At 64.5% G+C, this 17946-nt stretch carries 19 protein-coding genes and 3 tRNA genes; 17 read left to right on the top strand and 5 right to left on the bottom strand.

All coding sequences use genetic code 11. The features are described 5' to 3' along the window. Positions 1-34: 34 nt before the first annotated feature. Positions 35-1051: a universal stress protein gene (locus tag JOD47_RS08605; RefSeq protein WP_204533581.1), complete on the top strand. Its 1017-nt coding sequence runs from the start codon at positions 35-37 to the stop codon at positions 1049-1051. Here JOD47_RS08605 and JOD47_RS08610 read toward each other — a convergent pair. From JOD47_RS08610 to JOD47_RS08620, 3 genes are all read right to left on the bottom strand, one after another. Further along, positions 1048-2568 carry a C40 family peptidase gene (locus JOD47_RS08610; RefSeq protein WP_239548051.1) on the bottom strand — a complete coding sequence of 507 codons (1521 nt, stop codon included), beginning with the start codon at positions 2566-2568 and terminating at the stop codon, positions 1048-1050. The two genes, JOD47_RS08605 and JOD47_RS08610, sit on opposite strands and share 4 nt — an antisense overlap. A 140-nt stretch (positions 2569-2708) precedes the next feature. Beyond that, the gene (locus JOD47_RS08615) at positions 2709-3626 is read right to left on the bottom strand and encodes a cation diffusion facilitator family transporter (protein WP_204533582.1); all 918 of its coding nucleotides are present in this window, start codon (positions 3624-3626) and stop codon (positions 2709-2711) included. 37 nt (positions 3627-3663) lie between these two features. Further along, entirely contained in the window at positions 3664-4023 is a 360-nt protein-coding gene (locus JOD47_RS08620) for a metallopeptidase family protein (RefSeq protein WP_204536573.1), read from the bottom strand. Between the two features lie 141 nt (positions 4024-4164). Here JOD47_RS08620 and JOD47_RS08625 point away from each other — a divergent pair. The 6 genes from JOD47_RS08625 to JOD47_RS08650 all read left to right on the top strand — a co-directional run bounded on the left by JOD47_RS08625 (position 4165) and on the right by JOD47_RS08650 (position 7474). Continuing rightward, positions 4165-4237: transfer RNA gene (locus JOD47_RS08625), tRNA-Glu, on the top strand. A 64-nt stretch (positions 4238-4301) separates the two neighbouring features. Beyond that, a tRNA-Asp gene (locus JOD47_RS08630) sits at positions 4302-4375 on the top strand. A gap of 57 nt (positions 4376-4432) precedes the next feature. Then, positions 4433-4508, top strand: a tRNA-Phe gene (locus JOD47_RS08635). A 163-nt stretch (positions 4509-4671) separates the two neighbouring features. After that, the gene (locus tag JOD47_RS08640) at positions 4672-5040 is read left to right on the top strand and encodes a response regulator transcription factor (protein WP_239548052.1); all 369 of its coding nucleotides are present in this window, start codon (positions 4672-4674) and stop codon (positions 5038-5040) included. Between the two features lie 5 nt (positions 5041-5045). Continuing rightward, positions 5046-6017, top strand: a complete 972-nt coding sequence (locus JOD47_RS08645) for a HEAT repeat domain-containing protein (RefSeq protein ID WP_204533584.1) — start codon at positions 5046-5048, stop codon at positions 6015-6017. Between the two features lie 8 nt (positions 6018-6025). Beyond that, positions 6026-7474, top strand: coding sequence for a glycosyltransferase family 2 protein (locus tag JOD47_RS08650; RefSeq protein WP_204533585.1), 1449 nt, complete (start codon positions 6026-6028; stop codon positions 7472-7474). On the opposite strand, the gene JOD47_RS17765 is transcribed toward JOD47_RS08650, so the two are convergent. After that, entirely contained in the window at positions 7466-8710 is a 1245-nt protein-coding gene (locus tag JOD47_RS17765) for a sensor histidine kinase (RefSeq protein WP_307836239.1), read from the bottom strand. The genes JOD47_RS08650 and JOD47_RS17765 overlap by 9 nt on opposite strands. Positions 8711-8879: 169 nt before the next feature. On the opposite strand from JOD47_RS17765, the gene JOD47_RS08660 reads away from it, so the two are divergent. The 6 genes from JOD47_RS08660 to JOD47_RS08685 all read left to right on the top strand — a co-directional run bounded on the left by JOD47_RS08660 (position 8880) and on the right by JOD47_RS08685 (position 11628). Then, complete coding sequence (locus tag JOD47_RS08660) at positions 8880-9359, top strand: hypothetical protein (protein ID WP_204533586.1); 480 nt, start codon at positions 8880-8882, stop codon at positions 9357-9359. Between the two features lie 67 nt (positions 9360-9426). After that, positions 9427-9867, top strand: a complete 441-nt coding sequence (locus JOD47_RS08665; protein WP_204533588.1) for an Asp23/Gls24 family envelope stress response protein — start codon at positions 9427-9429, stop codon at positions 9865-9867. Between the two features lie 9 nt (positions 9868-9876). Next, positions 9877-10068 carry a DUF2273 domain-containing protein gene (locus tag JOD47_RS08670; protein WP_204533590.1) on the top strand — a complete coding sequence of 64 codons (192 nt, stop codon included), beginning with the start codon at positions 9877-9879 and terminating at the stop codon, positions 10066-10068. Beyond that, complete coding sequence (locus JOD47_RS08675; RefSeq protein WP_204536577.1) at positions 10059-10439, top strand: hypothetical protein; 381 nt, start codon at positions 10059-10061, stop codon at positions 10437-10439. The genes JOD47_RS08670 and JOD47_RS08675 overlap by 10 nt, the downstream gene beginning before the upstream one ends. Further along, on the top strand, positions 10436-11023 hold the full coding sequence (locus JOD47_RS08680) for a DUF6286 domain-containing protein (protein ID WP_204533592.1): 588 nt from the start codon (positions 10436-10438) through the stop codon (positions 11021-11023). Before JOD47_RS08675 ends, JOD47_RS08680 begins: the two co-directional genes overlap by 4 nt. Then, positions 11020-11628 (top strand): Asp23/Gls24 family envelope stress response protein, encoded by a 609-nt coding sequence (locus JOD47_RS08685; RefSeq protein ID WP_204533594.1) that lies wholly within the window; start codon positions 11020-11022, stop codon positions 11626-11628. Before JOD47_RS08680 ends, JOD47_RS08685 begins: the two co-directional genes overlap by 4 nt. Positions 11629-11656: 28 nt before the next feature. On the opposite strand, the gene JOD47_RS08690 is transcribed toward JOD47_RS08685, so the two are convergent. Next, the gene (locus tag JOD47_RS08690) at positions 11657-13402 is read right to left on the bottom strand and encodes a glycoside hydrolase family 13 protein (RefSeq protein WP_204533596.1); all 1746 of its coding nucleotides are present in this window, start codon (positions 13400-13402) and stop codon (positions 11657-11659) included. Between the two features lie 162 nt (positions 13403-13564). On the opposite strand from JOD47_RS08690, the gene JOD47_RS08695 reads away from it, so the two are divergent. The 4 genes from JOD47_RS08695 (at position 13565) to JOD47_RS08710 (ending at position 17938) form a co-directional block, all read left to right on the top strand. Beyond that, the gene (locus JOD47_RS08695; RefSeq protein ID WP_204533597.1) at positions 13565-14917 is read left to right on the top strand and encodes an ABC transporter substrate-binding protein; all 1353 of its coding nucleotides are present in this window, start codon (positions 13565-13567) and stop codon (positions 14915-14917) included. An 85-nt stretch (positions 14918-15002) separates the two neighbouring features. Beyond that, a complete protein-coding gene (locus tag JOD47_RS08700; RefSeq protein ID WP_204533598.1) occupies positions 15003-15968 on the top strand; it encodes a carbohydrate ABC transporter permease in 966 nt (321 codons plus the stop codon). Further along, positions 15965-16921, top strand: a complete 957-nt coding sequence (locus JOD47_RS08705) for a carbohydrate ABC transporter permease (RefSeq protein ID WP_204533599.1) — start codon at positions 15965-15967, stop codon at positions 16919-16921. The genes JOD47_RS08700 and JOD47_RS08705 overlap by 4 nt, the downstream gene beginning before the upstream one ends. A 6-nt stretch (positions 16922-16927) precedes the next feature. Next, positions 16928-17938: a LacI family DNA-binding transcriptional regulator gene (locus JOD47_RS08710; RefSeq protein ID WP_204533600.1), complete on the top strand. Its 1011-nt coding sequence runs from the start codon at positions 16928-16930 to the stop codon at positions 17936-17938. Positions 17939-17946 lie beyond the last annotated feature (8 nt).

The following is a 17946-nucleotide window of genomic DNA, read 5'->3' on the forward strand; positions in this document are numbered from 1 at the left end:
TGTCAATTGAGGTTCAACCGCGAGGAGGCGGGACATGAGTGAGGCTCGTATGTCGGGTGCGCCAGGGCATTCCCAGGGGCGCGGACTGGTTGTGGGAGTTGATGGCTCCGACCAGAGCATGTGTGCCCTGGTGTGGGCCGCACAAGAGGCCGAGCGCCGCCAATCTCCGCTCCATGTAGTCACTGCCTATACCGTTCCGGTCTTCGCGGCGTCGAGCATGGACGCAGGCTACGCGACCGTGGATGACTCGGTGATCCGTGAGGGGGCGCAGGCGGTCCTCGATCAGTCCATCAGCAAGATAGCCAGTCACCACAACATCGAGATTGTGCCGCGCGTGGAGAGCGGAGACGCCGCGGGTGTGCTCCTTGAGCTCTCGGAGGAAGCCGAACTCATGGTCGTCGGTTCGCGCGGCAGGGGAGGCTTCGTCGGACGGCTCCTGGGCTCAGTGAGCGCCGCGCTGCCGGCGCATTCGAAGTGCCCCACGGTGGTTGTGCCGCTGTACTGCGCTCCGCGCCTCGATGAGGCCGGCGTATCGGCTCCGAAGTCGAAGGGCGAGCCGTGCCCACGCGCGGAAGAGGTGGAGAAGGTGGTTGTGGTCGGCGTTGACGGCTCGGAGCAGGCACGCATGGCTTCACTGATCGCAGCTGAGCAGGCGCAGTCCCGTGGTCTGCCCCTGCGGGTGGAGTGTTCGCTGCCGCCCTTCACGGGGTCTCTCGCATGGATGCCGACGCCGGTTGACCGGGACGCGCTCCACGCCGAGATCATGGTTCAACTCAACGCTGGGAAGGCGTGGCTGCAGAGCCATTTCCCGCAACTGGACGTATCAGTCGAACTCCTCGACGGGCCTCCCGTCGAGGTGCTCATCGAGGCATCGCGAACTGCCGAGCTGGTTGTGCTCGGCACCCGCGGCCGTGGCGGGTTCGCCGGTATGCTGCTCGGCTCCACCAGCCAGGGCGTGCTGCACCACGCAAAGGGACCGGTTCTGGTGGTGCCGGACCGCGAGGATCCGCGTCTGACGGACCGCGCGAACTTCGGACCGATGGCGGCCTAGAACCGCGCAGCGAGCGGGTTGAGTGCGCCCATCCCGCTCATGTTGGCGAGATTCACCTCGAGAATGCCCTGCTTGGGGTTGAGGGCATTGACCACGGTGTTGTTGCCCACATAGATGGCAACGTGCCAGATCCCCGCGCCCTCTCCCCAGAAGACGAGGTCGCCGAATTGCGCCTGCGACAGCGGGACATGGGTCCGTGCCGCATGGAACTGCGCGGATGCCGTCCGAGGCAATGAGATGCCACCTGAGGCGAAGGCCTGCTGGACCAGCCCGGAGCAGTCATAGCCCCGGGGCCCGTTGCCGCCCCACTGATAGAAGTACGGTGCTCCAACGCGGGCGCGGGCGTAGCTGACGGCCGCGGCGACTCCGCCGGTGTTGGTCGCCGGCGGTGCTGGGGCGGGAGCCGGTTCCGGTGCCGGGGCGGGAGCAGGTGCCGGTGCTGGGACAGGTGCCGGGGCGGGAGCAGGTGCCGGTGCCGGTGCCGGTCGCGGCACAACGGGAGCGGGGGCGGGCGCGGGCGCCGGGCGCGGCGCAACGGGGGCAGGCGCGGGAGCAGGAGCCGGCGTCGTCGGACGCGGAGCAGGAATGGTGGGCCGCTCGGTCACGGGGGCGGGGGCCGGCGCGGGTGCTTGCGGCGTGTTTTGTGCCGGCGGCACCAGCGTGGGTGCTGCAGCAAGCGGTGCTGCGGAGCGCGGAGCGGGGGCCGCCGCGGCAGCCGCCTCAGCTGATGCGGCGAGAACCCGTGCGAGCTCCTCCTCGCGCCGTTCCTGTTCAAGGCCGGCGATGCGCTGTTCCTCAAGGGCCGCGGTGGTGTCCCGCAGCTGCGCCAACTGTGCAACCAGGGTTTCGCGTTCGGCCTGCTTCTCCTCCACCAGGCCGGCGGCAGTCGCCATCGCGGATTCGGTGGCGGCCCCGGCTTGTTCCGCGGCCTCTGCTGCGTCGGTCGCGGCCTGCTCCGCATGGCGTGCATCGGCCTGCAGGGACTCGAGCGACTTCGCCGCAGTTTCAGCCTGGTTGACTGTCCGTGACCGGGAAGCAGCCATCCCCTCGACCGTGGAGGCCTGGTACATGATGCTGCCTGGATCCTGGGCGAAGGAAAGAAGGCTGCTGTTCGGCATGATGCCGCCCGCGCGATAGATGTCCCCGGCAAGCTGACCGAGCTCCGTGGAGGCAGTGCGGTAGGTCTGCTCAGCCTGCAGGGCCAGCGCTGAAAGCCGCTGGGCGGCCGATTGCCGCTCATCGAGTTCCGCGAGTGCATCAATGTAGGCGCCCTGCGACTTCATGGCCTCAACCTGTGCATCCTGCAAATCCGCAGAAGCATTCTCCAGGATGCCTTCGATCTCCGTGACGAGTTCAGCGGCTGCCGCTGTGTCCTCCTCCGCGGCGGAAATCTCGGCGGGGCTCGGCAGCTCCGGTGCTGCGAAAGCTGACGACGGCGGCAATCCCAAGGTGAGCAGCGACCCTACGAGCATGGCAGCGAGCGCGGGGAACCCGCGCTGTGAGAAGGTTTGCGGCATAACTCGATCCTCGGACGGCAACCAGACTTGTCCGAGGATAGAGCCACAAATGTCACTTTAGCAACATTCGTCACACCAGTATCGTAAACAACAGAGGTGTCATTCGCTGCGCGAACACCATCTACGGCGTGTCGCGGCCGTTAGGCGTGCTGCCGGCTCTCGTGCACGGCATGCTCCAGCGGTTCAAGCTGGAACGTGCAGTGTTCCGTATCGAAATGGTTGCTGAGGCAGTGCGCAAGGCGGTCGAGCATGCGGTCAACACCCTCGGCGTTCAGGCTTTGGGTATCCACCACGACGTGGGCTGAAAAAACGGGAACGCCGGACGTGATGGTCCACGCGTGGATATCGTGTGCATCGACCACTCCCTGCACTTTCAGGATGTGCTCCCGGATCATCGCCGGATCCACTCCCTTGGGCGCGGACTCCAGCAGCACGTTGATCACGTCTCTCAGCAGGCTCCATGCGCGCGGCAGGATCATGGCCGCGATGAGGATGGAGGCGATGGCATCAGCCTGCAGGAACCCGGTCACCGCAATGACGACGGCGGCAATCACCACAGCGATTGACCCCAGCAGGTCTCCCAGCACCTCCAGATAGGCGCCCCGAAGGTTGAGGCTTTCCTTGTGTCCACCGTGCAGGATCAGCAGGCAGGCGAGGTTCGCTGCGCCGCCGAGCAGCGCGGCGATCAGCATGATGTCCGTATGCACCTCTGTGGGCGCACCCAGCCTGCGGAATGCCTCGATGGCGATGACGATCGCGATCACCACCAGGATGACGGCGTTGGCGAGGGCGGCCAGCACCTCCGCCCGCTGGTAACCGTAGGTGCTGCGGACTGTAGCGGGCCGGGTTGCTATCCAGGAGGCCAGTAACGCTATGAAGACGCCGGCGGCATCGGAAAGCATGTGCCCCGCATCAGCGAGCAGGGCCAGCGATCCGGATAGTGCAGCACCGATCACCTGAACGACGACGACGGCGAGCGTGATCACCACGACCAGCACCAACGACTTGCGGTGCTTCCCCGTCGCCGTGACGTGTTGCCCATGAGAATGTGCGCCCATATAACCAGTATGAAGCCCGGACGGTGGCCGGGTCGGGTTATCCCCAGCCCAGCTCGTGGAGCCGCTCGTCGTCAATCCCGAAGTGATGTGCAACTTCGTGGATCACAGTGACAAGGATTTCCTGCACGAGTTCCTCCCGGCTCCCGCACATCCGCAGCAGCGGCTGCCGGAAGATGCTGATGCGGTCGGGCAGGGACCCGGCGTCCCACCAGGAGTCCCTCTCGGTCAGCGGGGTTCCCTCATAGAGGCCCAGGAGGTCGGGATCCGCTTCTTCTCCCGGGCCCGGCTCAAACTCCTCCTTGACGAAAATCGCCACGTTGTTCATGGCCCTGGCCAACCTGTCCGGGATCTGGTCGATCGCGTCGTCGACTGCCGATTCGAAGTCCTCGAGGCTCATATCAATGGGCACGGAGGAAACTCTACTGCCGTCGGTTCCGGAGCACGTCTTGCCGGTGATTCGGGGGTTTTGTGTAATCGAGATCGAAGCCCTATAGTTTTAGAGGTCCACAACGAGGAGTAAAGCACTTGTGTGGTCCTGGCCCCCATCGTCTAGCGGCCTAGGACACCGCCCTTTCACGGCGGCGGCACGGGTTCGAATCCCGTTGGGGGTACGCAGGAGAGTGGTTCGAAACACCGTTTCGGTGCTGATAAGATCAAACTCTTGCAAAATCGCAAGGCCCTGTAGCGCAGTTGGTTAGCGCGCCGCCCTGTCACGGCGGAGGTCGCGGGTTCAAGTCCCGTCAGGGTCGCTGAAGGCGGCCGGAGCAATCCGGGTGTCGACGGTGATCATCACACGATGGTTGCAAGGCTCTGTAGCTCAGTTGGTAGAGCGTTCGACTGAAAATCGAAAGGTCACCGGATCGACGCCGGTCGGAGCCACCACTGAAAGCCCCCGGGACACCGGGGGCTTTTGCTTTGCCTGACGGTTTCCCCGGCGAGCCAATCCTCCCGCGCTGCAGCGACGAATCGTTTCAGGGCCGCCGGCTGTGGATTAGGCTGGGTCTGGGAACGGGGCAACATGCAAGGATTGCGGGGAGGATCGGCAATGCCACACAAGATTCTGGTTGTTGACGACGACGCGGACATCCGCGATCTCGTCTCCACCAAGCTCGAATCCAGCGGTTACGAGGTTGAGACCGCCGGTGACGGGGTCGCCGGGCTGGAACTGGCCACCAACAACGAATACAGCCTCGTGATCTCAGACGTCATGATGCCCGGTATGTCCGGCGTGGACATGGTGCGGATGATGCGTTCAGCAGAACCTCCGATCTCCGTGCCCGTGATCCTCCTGACCGCCAAGAACCAGGAACGCGACATAGAGAACGGGTTCGCTGCCGGAGTCACCGACTACGTCGTCAAACCCTTCAGCCCGCGCGAACTCGCAGCCCGGGTTGCCGGCATCCTGGCACGCTAAAAGCCGTGCTGGTCTCATGGGATGTGCTGGCGGTCGCCGTCATCGTGCTGGGTGCGGCATGCGTGCTGGCGCTCGCCGCCGTCGTTCTCATCAAAGCGGGACGCCATGCGCGTGAGCGCGGGCGGTCTGTCCATGACGAGGCAATCCGCGGACGCATCATGATGCTCGCGGTCGCCGAGGACGACGCGCTGGATGAACTGGTGTCGGAACTCTCACGCACGTCAGGTGCCCGCGGTGAACGCGTGGAGGAAACCCTGCTGCGCATGATCCCCGAAGTCCGCGGCGATGTACGCGAGGCCATGATCCGGGTCCTCGCCGGTCGCGGTCTGCTCAGGCGCTCCCTCGACCGCATTCATTCCCGAAGCGCCATTCAGCGGGCCGCTGCTGCCGAACTCCTTGGAATTCTTGGCGGCAGGGAGGTCATCGATCCCCTGACGGCTGCGCTCCGGGACAAGAGCCTCGAGGTCCGTCTCGTGGCGGCGCGCGCCCTCGGCGTCGCTGCCCAGCCGGAAGCCGGAGGGCACCTCGTCGACGCGCTTTCGCTCACCAGCGGGATCCCGCATTCGGTTGCCGCCACGGCGTTGCTCAACCTGCCCGAGCAGGATCCCGCCGTGTACATCGAGGGTCTACAGGACCGGGACGCCGGGATCCGCTACGGTTCTGCCGCCGTCGTGGGTCTGCTGCTCATGTCGGAAGCTGCGGACGCATTGTTCGACTGCATGGTGGCGGAGCGCGGCCGCCAAGACGCGTCCGACGTCGTCATCGCGGCGTGCGCCAGATCGCTCGGACGGCTCGGCCACAAGCCGGCCACCACCGAACTTGCGGACATCTCCTGCTCAAGCGCTGCGTCGTCGTCGGTCCGGCAGGCAGCGGGTGAGGCGCTCAGGGCGATGCCCGGAGCCGAGGCGCGCGACGTGCGCCGGCGCGTCATCGAGCACGCGGACCCGGATGTCCGCCGCATTCTCGTGGATGCTTAGGGGAGCGGATGGAGAACGTGCTTGAGCCGCTGAGATCGGCAATCCGGTTGCTCTTCGAGATCACGGCGTACCCCGTCCTCGCCTACTTCATTGTGATCAACACGTTCCTGCTGCTGCTGATCATCTTCGCGAGCGTTAATTTCACCGCGCATCTTCGGCGTCAGTCCTTTGCAGGCGCGCGCATTACCGCCGCATCTCCGCTCAGCCCGGGCATCTCCGTCCTGATGCCGGCGTATAACGAGGGCGCGGTGATCGCCACGTCCGTCCGCTCGGTGCTCGACCTCCGCTACCCGGATCACGAAGTCGTGGTGATCAACGACGGCAGCTCCGATGAGACGCTGCAAACGCTGATCGACGTGTATGACCTCGTCGAAGACCGGCGGGAAGTTTCCATCAAGGTTCCTGTCCGCGGAACCATCCGGGCCATCTACCGTGCGCGGGATACCGCGCTGCCCATCGTCGTTATCGACAAGGAAAACTCCGGCCGGTCGGATTCCCTTAACATGGGCCTGAATGTCGCGTCGAAGGACCTCGTGGTGATGGTCGACGCCGACAGCCTGCTGGATCCCGATTCCCTCCTTGTAGTGTCCAAGCCCTTCACCGATGATCCCGAGCACGTGATTGCAACCGGCGGCGTGGTGCGCGTGGCCAACGGATGCGAAGTCGTGGCGGGCCGCGTGGTCAGCGTGAACATGCCGAAGAACTACTTTGCCCGCATTCAGATCGTGGAGTACCTGCGATCCTTCCTCCTCGGGCGGGCCGGGTGGTCCCAGCTGAATTCCCTGATTCTCATCTCCGGCGCCTTCGGTATGTTCCGGCGTGACCTGGTGACCCAGGCCGGCGGTCTGGACCCGGACTGCATCGGGGAGGACTTCGAACTGGTCATGCGGCTGCACCGGATGATGCGCCAGTCAAAACGGAAATACCGCGTCATTTTTATCGCCGAACCGGTGTGCTGGACGGAAGTTCCCTCAACGGCAGCGGTCCTTGCCCGACAACGACGGCGGTGGCACCGCGGTCTGTGGGAAGTCCTGATCAAATACCGCGGCATGACGTTCAACCCCCGTTATGGGACGGTCGGGATGATCGCACTGCCCTACTACTGGATCTTTGAGCTCATCGCTCCAGCCATCGAGCTCTTCGGCCTCATTGTCGTTCCGCTGGGACTGCTGCTCGGGGTGGTGAACGTGCCCTATGCACTCGCGTTCATTGCCGTTGCGTACCTTTACGCCATCTTCGTTTCCCTGATGGCGCTGCTGGTGGAGGAGGCCTCCTTCCACCGCTACAACCGGTGGCGTGACCTGTGGGTGGCCCTGTTCGTGTCCGTCCAGGAGAACATCGGATACCGTCAGCTCACCGCAATCTGGCGGATCCAGGGCTGGTGGGCAGCGCTTCGCGGCAAAAAACAGGTTTGGGGCACCATGACCAGGACGGGTTTCGAGAGCTCGTCACCGTAGCCGAAGCCCGGCCCGCGAGTCGCCCCCGGCAAACCATGCAACGACGGTCAGACCGCCGCTGTCGCTTTCCTTCAGCTCCAGGAAACCGCCATGCGCCTGGACGATACGATTGCAGGTGGCCAGGCCGAGCCCCGTGCCGGGTGCTGCGTTGCTCTCCAGCCGCACCAGCGGTTCAAGCACCCGCTGCCGGTCCTCGGGCGCTATGCCGATGCCATTGTCCTCGAAGGTCAGGCACCAATAATCCTCGGTGGCATCGCCGGCGCTGATCCGTAATATTGGAGACCTGTCGGGATGACGGTAGTTCAGGGCATTCTGCAGCAGGTTTTGCAGCAGCGTGTGCAGCTGGGTGGGATCAGCCAGGCCGACGAAGTCCTCCACCTCCAAGTGCGCTCCGGCCGCAGAGATGGCAGCAGCGAGGTCATCCTGCACGGCTCTCACCGTTGAAGCCAAGCTGACGGGTTGAACCCGCAGTGCTCCGTTCGAGCGCGCAAAAGCGAGGAGCTCTTCAATCATCGACGTCATTCGGCCGGCGCTTGCACCGATGCGCTCGAGATATGCGCGGCTGTCGCTGCCGGCGGGAATCGCAGCATCATCCTCAAGCATCTCCGCGAAGCCGCGGATACTGGTCAGCGGGCCCTGAAGGTCGTGGCTCACGCGTCCCGCGAATTCTGCGAGGAGTTCATTGCTGCGGCTCAGTTCCCGCAGCGCGGTGCCCAGTTCCCGTGTTCGCAGCTGCAGGTCCAGGATGTCCATGATTTGGGCGGCCAGGATTTCGAGGCTGTGGCTCTGCTGCGGAGTGATCGAACCGGGCGAATCATCGAAGACGCACAGTGTTCCGAGCGCATCGCCCGCCGCGGTGACAAGCGGAGTGGAAGCATAGAAGCGAACCTCGGCGATCTCGCCGGTGACAAAGGGGTTCCCAAGGAACCGCGGGTCCTCCAGGCAATCCTCCACAATAATCGTGTGCCCATAGCGGAAGACCTGGGCACACATTGAGTCTTCCCGGGAACACACACTGGCCTCGATGCCCCTCGCGGCAATCTGGTGCTGCTGGTCTGCGGTGATGATGTTGATGACGCCGAAGGGAACCCCGCAGACTTCAGCGGCGAGTAGAACGAGGTTGTCGAGATCCTCGTCATAGGAACCGCCGCGGTCGGACGGCTGGTCCGCGAGGGCATAGCGTTCAAGGGTGACAAGCCTTTTCGCCTCGCTTCGGCCCCCTACCTCAATCGACACGATGTGATTCTCCCCTCCTGCACGTCACTGAGGAAGTCTAACGGCTCGAGCGTCCTGCCCCGGTTGCGGGAGAAGACTCACGCTGCTGACCGTTAGAGAGGTGGAGCCCCTGTCTGCAGGCAGCCGGCACTCCATCAGCCACTACCCGTCAACGGAAGGACCGCCAGGCGTGAGACTCCAGTTCGCCATGGCCCTTTCCGGCGCACTCACCCTGGCCCTGTCCGGGTGCGCCGGTACTGCGCCGGAGGCGACAAGCAGCCTGAGCATGCCTCCCCTGCCTTCCGAATCACCGCAACCTTCACCATCCGTTCCGCAGACACCGGACCCACGGCTCGCGGAGGGGGCGGAGAACACCGAAGCGGTCATGGGAGACTGCCTGGTCGTGGCCGCCGGAATTTCCTCCATACTGCTGGCCCCGCTCAGCTTCAGAGGGGACGAAGACCCTGAGACCATGACGAAGCTCGAGGATCAGCTGCATCACCTCCACGGGAAGGTGCCCGACGAGCTCAAGCCGCACTTCGTCCGGGTGGCGGACGCCGCCGAGAGCGGCCCGCACGGCACCGGCCAGTTCGATGAACCCGCATTCCGGGAGGCGCTGCAACCGGTGCAGGATTGGCTCAGGAAGCACTGCAGCGAGCCCTCCGGCTGAGCTTTTCCGGCGCATGTCAAAGGTTCAGCGGAAGGGTTAGGCTGGGCGAAAGAGAAAGGGCGCCAGCATGGAGCACGAGCAGGAAGTACGGCAGGGGAGCATAGCGCCCCTTCCCGACTCCGCCACCGGCAGGACCACCATCTCGGAAACTGCCGCCGCCAAGATTGCCGCGATCGCCGCCCGCAAGGTGCCGGGGGTCTACGCCCTGGGCAGCGGCACCGGACGCGCGCTCGGTGCGCTTCGCGATGTGGTCGGTGGCAGCGACCTGGCCCAGGGCGTGCACGTGGAGGTGGGGGAAGTTCAAGCCGCTGTTGATATCAACCTCGTCGCTGAATACGGCTACCCCCTCACCGCGGTGGCCGACCAGGTGCGGGCAGCCGTGTTCACTGCTGTCGGTGAGCTGGTGGGCCTGAGGGTGATCGAAGTCAACGTCGAAATCAATGACGTGCACGTCCCCGGCCTGAATGATCCCAAGAGCACTGACAAGCCTCGCCCGGCGGCGAGCTAAGGAGACACCATGAACCTCACCGTCATCGGGATTCTCGTGGGCACCATTCTGGCTTTCGCTGCGCTTATCTTCCACTTCTGGGGCTTCCTTTTGGTGGCCCTTTTCATGGCTATCGGCGCCTTTGTCGGTCGGGTTGCGGAGGGCAAGCTCGATTTGCGCAGCGTGCGTGATGCCCTGGCCGGACGCCGCTCATCATCGTGACCGCCGCAGCCGCAGCACCTGAGCGGTTGGCCGGACACAACCGGATCAGCACGCAGGCACTCACCAGCACAGCCTGCGCCGTTGCGGCCGAGGTGCTCCGCGTTCCCGTCCGGGAGGTCCGCGCCAGCTGGTTCGACGAAGCCGGCCTGCTCGCTCTCAGCCTGGCCCTGCCCATCACAGTCCCTTCCCTGAACCGGGTGGCAGCGGATCCGGCAGCAGTGGGGGTGCTCGGCGGATCAGTTGAGGACCGCGTACATCGGGCCAAGGGGGAGATTCTGGAGCGGGTTGCGCAGCTGAGCGGATCCCGTCTGAGCCGCGTGGACATCCGCATCACGGGCGCCCGAGTAAGCGAGCGCGGGAGGGCAAAGTGAATGATGAGACCAACCGCCTGACCGCGGACGTCATTCGGCGGGAAACCCACGCATCCCGGGCGGTGCCGGCCATGATCGTTGCCGTCCTGGTCATTCCCGTCTGCCTGTATGTGATGCTCGAGGCCGCGCTGAAGGCACTCGGCCAAAACCCCTGGCTGCTGGGACCGGAAGCAACCGCAGGGTGGCTGGGTGCGCTTCCGGCCGGTGTATCCGCCTCGGTGCTTGCCGCGGCGGGAGTGCTGATCTTCCTGGTGGGGCTCCTGTTCTTCCTCGCCGCGATCCTTCCCGGCAGGAAGGCGCGGCTCAGCATTCCCAACGGGCGTGCCGCCGTCGTCGTCGATGCTGAGGTGCTGGCATCATCGCTGGCGCGCCGCGCGCGTGTGGCCGCAGGCGTGACGCCGGAGCAGGTGCTGGTGACCATCGGCCGGCGGCTTGTCGAGGTGCAGGTGCGGCCGACGTCGGGCATCCCCGTAAACAGGGAATCCGTCCAGGCCGCGGTGGAGGACGAGCTTCGCCGGACCGCCATTGATCCCGTGCCGGAAGTCCAGGTGGCAATCGCGCAGTCGGGGGTGATCGGGCAGTGAACCAGACTCCGCGGACCATCAACCGCATCCTGCTCGCGCTGTTCGGGCTGGTACTGATGCTCGCCGGTGCCCTGGCCATGGCGCTCGTTGTGCCCGCCGTTGCCCGCTGGTGGCAGTCAACGGCTGCGCAGGCCGGTCAGTGGATCAGTAACGCCCTGACGGCCACCACCCTCCCCGGCCAGCGGGACAGCTGGCTCTGGATCGTTGTAGCCCTGCTGATGGTGCTGCTGATCATCCTCATGTTCGCCTGGGTGGCGAACCAGGGGAAGGGGCGGTCAGGCACGCTTGCCTATGACGACGACGATCATCCGGTTCCCGGCAGCGTCACGATCAACGCGGCGGTAGCGGAGCAGGCGCTGAAAGCTGCCCTGAATGAGCGGGTGGACCTCGTGAACTCGGCCGTGTCCACCTATGAGTTCCGTGGCCGGCCCGCGCTGAAGGTGAAGGTCTCTCCGCGGCAGGGCGTAGCGCCCTATGTGGTGGCGGAGGAGGTGTCCGCGCTCGTGTCCGCGCTGGATGCCGTACTCGGCGTGCAGACACCGGTGCTGATCAGCATCAGCTCCGGTGCCCGCTCGCGTTTCACGCGCGCCGAGAGGGTGCGCTAGGCGCAGTGCCCGCTCACCGCGCGCGGTGTCAGGACCGCTCGATCCATACCGCGCTGTCCGGCTGCAGCAGCTTGGCGGACCCTGCTTCAGATACGGCATCTTCCGCGCTGGCAATAACGACGACGCCGGCAGGCAGCTCGATGGGCTTCTCGCCCATGTTCGCAACCACCAGCACCGAGCCGTTGGTGAGGGCGACCACGCCGCCGCCGGGGCGGTGCTCCGGCGCCCACTCCAGCGATCCGCGCCCCAGTCCACGCGACGAGCGCTCGGTCAGCGCTGACTTCACCAACTCGTGCACTGAGCCGGGACGGTCAACCTGCATGTCCGCTACGTACGCCGCGAAGCCGGCGGGCTGGGGCAGCCAGGGGGCGGCGCCGTCGTCGTCGGTCTGATCTTCCGGGCTGTCGCTGAAGCCGAAGCCCGGCGCGTCAGCTTTCCACGGAAGGGGAACCCGGCAGCCGTCGCGGCCGCGTTCGACGCCCTCGGTCCGGAAGAACGCCGGGTCCTGGCGGACGGTGTCATCCAGCAGGGTGTGCTCGGGCAGGCCGAGCTCGTCTCCCTGGTAGAGGTAGGCGGACCCGGGCAGCGCCAGCATGGTCAGAATCCCCGCACGTCCGCGGCGCAGGCCCAGCGCCTCGTCAGGCTGCTCATCCTGCGGCCCGACGCCCTTGGGAAGCTGCGTGGGGTCCTGCAGGCCGAAGCGCGTGGTGTGCCGGACGGTGTCGTGGTTGGAGAGGACCCAGGTGCTGGGTGCGCCGACGTTGCCCGCCTGCGCAAGGGACTCGGTGATGCTTGCGCTCAGGCGCTTCGCATCCCAACCGGCGCGCAGGAAGTCGAAGTTGAAGGCCTGCTGCATCTCGTCGGGACGGACGTAGTGGAAGAGGCGCTCGGCCGGTTCCACCCACGCTTCCGCCACAAGCATGCGGTCGCCGGGGTATTCGGCCAGGACACGGTTCCAGTCGCGGTAGATCGCGTGGACGCCCGGCTGGTCGAAGTACGGCGGAGTCGGTTCGGTCGCCGCTGCTTCCTCCACCGCGTCCGGGTTATGCACGTCTCCCACCATGCTCTCGCGGCCGGCCCAGTCGGGGAGTCCCTCTGCCTTGACCAGGCCGTGCGCCACGTCGATTCGGAAGCCGTCCACGCCGCGGTCCAGCCAGAAACGCAGGACGGAGATCATCTCCTCGTGGACCTCGGGGTTTTCCCAGTTCAGGTCCGGCTGCTTCGTGTCGAAGAGGTGCAGGTACCACTGCCCGTCCTCGACACGCGTCCAGGCATTTCCGCCGAAGATGGACTGCCAATTGTTCGGAGGGAGTTCGCCGTTCCCGCCGCGACCCTCCCGGAACATGTAACGGTTGCGCTCGCTGGAACCCTTCGGAGAGCGCAGGGCAGCCTGGAACCACGCGTGCTCGTCCGAGGTGTGGTTGGGCACCAGGTCGACGATCACCTTGAGTCCGCGCCCATGTGCGTCGGCGAGCATGGAGTCGAAGTCAGCGAGGGTGCCGAAGCGGGGATCCACGTCGCGGTAATCAGCGACATCGTAGCCGGCGTCCGCCTGGGGTGAGACGTAGAACGGCGAAAGCCAGACGGCGTTGACACCGAGGTTCTGAAGGTAGGGGAGCTTGCTGGTGATGCCGTGCAGGTCACCCATGCCGTCGTTGTTTCCGTCGGCGAACGAGCGGGGATAGATCTGGTAGATCACGGCGTCTTCCCACCAGGCCACATCACGGCGGTCCTGAACCGGTCGGGCGGGGGATGAGAGATCTGAGGCGGTCATGGGGCTCCTCTGCAGGACGATGGGTCACGATTGGATATCGACGGGGCGGTCCGGTGCGCTGGGTGTTGCAGATCACAACGTAAGCGCTTACTTTGATGGTATCAAGAGGCAAGGCGGCGGTAATCTTCCAGTGCCCAGCTGCCGGACAAAGGAGTCATTTTCATGGCGATTATTCGCGGTAACAAAGCGGTGCTGCCAGTGGCCGCACTGAGCGTGCTGGTTCTTACACTCTCTGCCTGTGGATCAGGTAGCGAGGGCGAAGGAGGAGGCGGTGACGAGCCGACCGCCGATTGCGCCGCCTACGAGGAGTACGGAACCTTCGACGGTGAAGAGGTGAGCGTCTACTCGACCATCGTTGACATTGAAGCAGAGCGCCTTGAGAACTCATGGGCAGACTTCACCGAATGCACCGGCGTCGAGGTTGTGTATGAGGGCTCGAAGGAATTCGAAACCCAGATCGGCGTCCGTTCGCAGGCCGGCAATCCGCCGGACATCGCCGTCTTCCCGCAGCCCGGTCTGCTTGCAGCCGAGGTTGCCAGCGGCAACGTCCTGCCTGCCCCCGATGCAGTCGAAGCTCTCGTCGACGAGAACTGGTCCGAGGACTGGAAGGGCTACGGCACGGTAGACGGTGAGTTCTACGGTGCTCCGATGCTCGCCAATGTGAAGGGCTACGTCTGGTATTCCCCGGCGACGTTCGAAGAGAACGGGTGGGCGATCCCTGAAACCCTGGACGACATGATGACCCTCACCGAGGACATCGCTGCCGATGGAACCATGAAGCCGTGGTGTGCAGGTTTTGAATCCGGTGAAGCCACGGGCTGGCCGGGCACCGACTGGGTTGAGGATTATGTCCTCCGCCAGGCCGGACCTGAGGTCTATGACCAGTGGGTGAATCACGAGATTCCGTTCAATGACCCCCAGATCGTGGAGGCTTTCGATTCTGTCGGTGAAATCCTGAAGAACGACGAATACGTCAACGGCGGCTTCGGCGACGTCCGCTCCATCCTGACCACCCCGTTCGCTGATGCCGGCCAGCCGGTACTCGACGGCGCATGCGCCATGCATCATCAGGCATCCTTCCAGGCCGTCAACTGGCCTGAAGGAACCGAGATTGCCGAAGACGGAGACGTCTGGGCATTCATGACGCCGGGTGTCGAGGCAGGCAGCAATGCCATCACCGGTGGTGGCGAGATCATCGCCGCATACTCGGATGAGCCTGCGGTTGTTGCCTTCCAGACGTTCATGGCTTCTGCTGAGTTCGCGAACAACCGTGTTTCCGAGGGTGCTGCCATCAGCGCCAACCAGGCGCTCGATGCGTCACTTGCGCAGAACCCGCTGGACCGCCAGTCCATCGAGCTGCTGCAGGACGAGAATACGGTGTTCCGCTTTGATGGCTCCGATCTGATGCCGGGTGCCGTTGGCGCCAACTCCTTCTGGAGCGGCATCGTCGAATGGATCAATGGCACGCCGACCGACGAAGTGGTCGACACCATCGAAAGCAGCTGGCCCCAGTAGTTCCTTTTTCAGACCCGGCGTTCCACAGTAGTGGGACGCCGGGTCTGTCCTGAAATCTAACCGCACCCAGCAAGGAGGCTGCGCTATGGAGGATCTCGGCGAGAAATTCCTGCAGGTGGTGATCGCCATGGCGATCTTCGCCGCCGTCATCGGGATCATCATGCTGCTGGTGGACCGTGCGCCCAAATCGTTTCGCGACAAGGCGACGATCATCGGGTTTCTGGCACCCGCTGCAATACTGTTGATCGTCGGCATGGTCTGGCCCGCGTTGCAGACCACCTTCCTCGCTTTCACCGACCGTGACGGCAACATCAACGGCATCGACAATTTCATCTGGATGTTCACCGAGCCGACCGCCCTGGTCACCCTCCGGAACACCGTCCTATGGGTGATTCTCGTGCCTACCATTTCCACGATCATCGGCCTCGTCTATGCCGTCTTCATCGACAAGGCCCACGGCGAGAGGGTGCTGAAGGCGCTGGTCTTCATGCCGATGGCCATCTCCATGGTGGGCGCGGGCATCATCTGGAACTTCATGTATGCCTTCCGCGGCTCGGAACAGGAGCAGATCGGGCTGGTCAACCAGATCCTTGTCTGGTTTGGCGGCGAACCGCGCCAGTTCCTGCTTGACGCACCGGGGAACACCTTCTTCCTGATCGCCGTCATGGTCTGGATCCAGGTGGGCTTCGCCATGGTGATTCTCTCCGCCGCCATCAAAGGTATTCCGGCGGACATCGTGGAGGCATCGCGCCTGGACGGTGCGACTGCCTGGCAGCAGTTTTGGAGCATCACCATTCCGTCAATCCGCGGAGCGCTGGTGGTGGTGATCACCACCATCACGATCATCACGCTGAAGGTATTCGACATTGTGCGGACCATGACCGCCGGAAACTATGACACCTCCGTGATCGCCAATGAGATGTACACGCAGGCATTCCGGGCCAACGAACCAGGCCGGGGTGCGGCACTGGCGCTGATCCTGTTCCTGATGGTGCTGCCCGTGGTCATCTACAACGCCCGCGTGCTCAAGAAGCAGAAGGAAATCCGATGACTTCGACACCAGCCGTTCCAGCCATGGGCACCACAGAAACCGGGGAAGACACTGCGATACAGCCCCCCATCGCCCGCCGGGTGAAGCAGCGTCTGACGTCACGCGGCGCCACCATCGCCGCCGTGATCATCGCTGTCATCTGGACCGTACCGACTGCCGGGCTGTTCATCTCCTCGTTCAGACCGGAAGAGAACATCAACCAGAATGGTTGGTGGAACGTGCTCTCGAACTTCGAGTTCACGCTCGACAACTACGCGGACGTCCTGGTCTCGGGCGGCAGCCAGTCGCCGAACCTTGGCCAGTACTTCATCAACTCCCTGGCAATCGTCATTCCGGCGACGCTGATTCCCCTGGTGATCGCCTCCATGGCCGCGTACATCTTCGCGTGGAGCCGGTTCCGCGGGAAAGACACTTTGTTCGTGTTCATCTTCGCCCTGCAGATTATTCCGCTGCAGATGGCGCTGATTCCGTTGCTCACACTGTTCGTAAACCTGAAGATCGGCGAGTTTCAGCTCCTTCCCTCCGGATCCTACGCACAGCTGTGGATTGCGCACACGATCTTCGCGCTGCCGCTGGCCATCTTCCTGCTGCACAACTTCATCGCGGAGATTCCCGGCGAAGTGATCGAGGCGGCAAGGGTGGACGGCGCCGGACACGCCACCATCTTCTGGCGGATCATCATCCCGCTATCGGTGCCGGCGCTCGCGTCCTACGCCATCTTCCAGTTCCTGTGGGTCTGGAATGACCTGCTGGTGGCGTTGGTGTTTTCCGGAGGTACGGGCGACGTCGCGCCGATCACGCAGCGGCTCGCCGAGCTCACCGGTACCCGCGGCGGCGAATGGCACCGCCTCACTGCCGGCGCCTTCGTGTCGATGATCGTCCCGCTGCTGGTCTTCTTCGGACTGCAGAGGTACTTCGTCCGGGGTCTGCTGGCGGGTGGCCTCAAGGGCTGATGCATCGTGACCGGCATCGAGGATGTTGCGGTAGCCACGGGCGTTTCAACCGCGACCGTGTCGCGCGCCCTGCGGGGCCTGGCCGGAGTTTCGGCCGGGACCCGCGCCCGGGTACTGAGTGCCGCCCAGGAACTCGGGTACGTGCCGTCGTCGGCGGCGTCCGGTCTGGCCTCCGGACGCACCATGGCGATGGGCGTGCTGCTGCCCCTCATTGAGCGCTGGTATTTCTCCGCCGTGCTGGAGGGGGTTGACCGTCAACTCAGGGCCGCGGGCTATGACCTCATTGTCTTCAGCCTCGGCGGAACGGGAGTCAACCGGGAACGCGTGTTCCACCGTTCCATCCTCCGAAAGCGGATCGATGCCCTTCTGGTCATGTGCATGGAACTCACGGAAGACGAGCATCGTGCCTTGCGTGAGTTGGAATCGCCCACCATTGTGGTGGGCGGTTCCGTCCAGGGGGTGCGGCACGTCGGCATCGACGACGGCGCGGCTGTGCGGGACGCCGTCGAGCACCTGATTTCGCTCGGCCACACCAGGATCGGGCACGTGCGCGGAGGTGGTGCTTTCGGTCTCTACTTCGAGGTTCCCCGCATCCGCGAAGAGTCATACCTGGCAACCATGGCCGCCCACGGATTGCCCCTTCGGGATGAATGGTCCGTGTTCGGCGACTTCCGCTTCGGCGAGGCCAAGCTCGCCGTGAAGCGGATGCTCTCCACCGTGGCTGAGCGTCCCACAGCACTGTTCTGCTCCTCCGATGAAATGGCCTTCGGCGCGCTGATGGCGGCCTCCGAGCTCGGCATCAGGGTGCCTGAGGAACTCTCGATCGTGGGCATCGACGACCACGAGTTCGCGGAACCCATGGGCCTCACCACTGTGCGGCAGGTGCCTGAGGAGCAGGGAGCGTTCGCCGCGGAACTCCTCCTCAGTGAACTGGAGGGGGTACTGCCCGTGCTGAATCCGCCCACGCAACCGCATGAGCTCATCCGGCGCAGCTCGACGGGCCCGGCGCCCCGCTAGCTGCGGCC

Source organism: Arthrobacter tumbae (genome assembly GCF_016907495.1).
GTDB lineage: Bacteria > Actinomycetota > Actinomycetes > Actinomycetales > Micrococcaceae > Arthrobacter_D > Arthrobacter_D tumbae.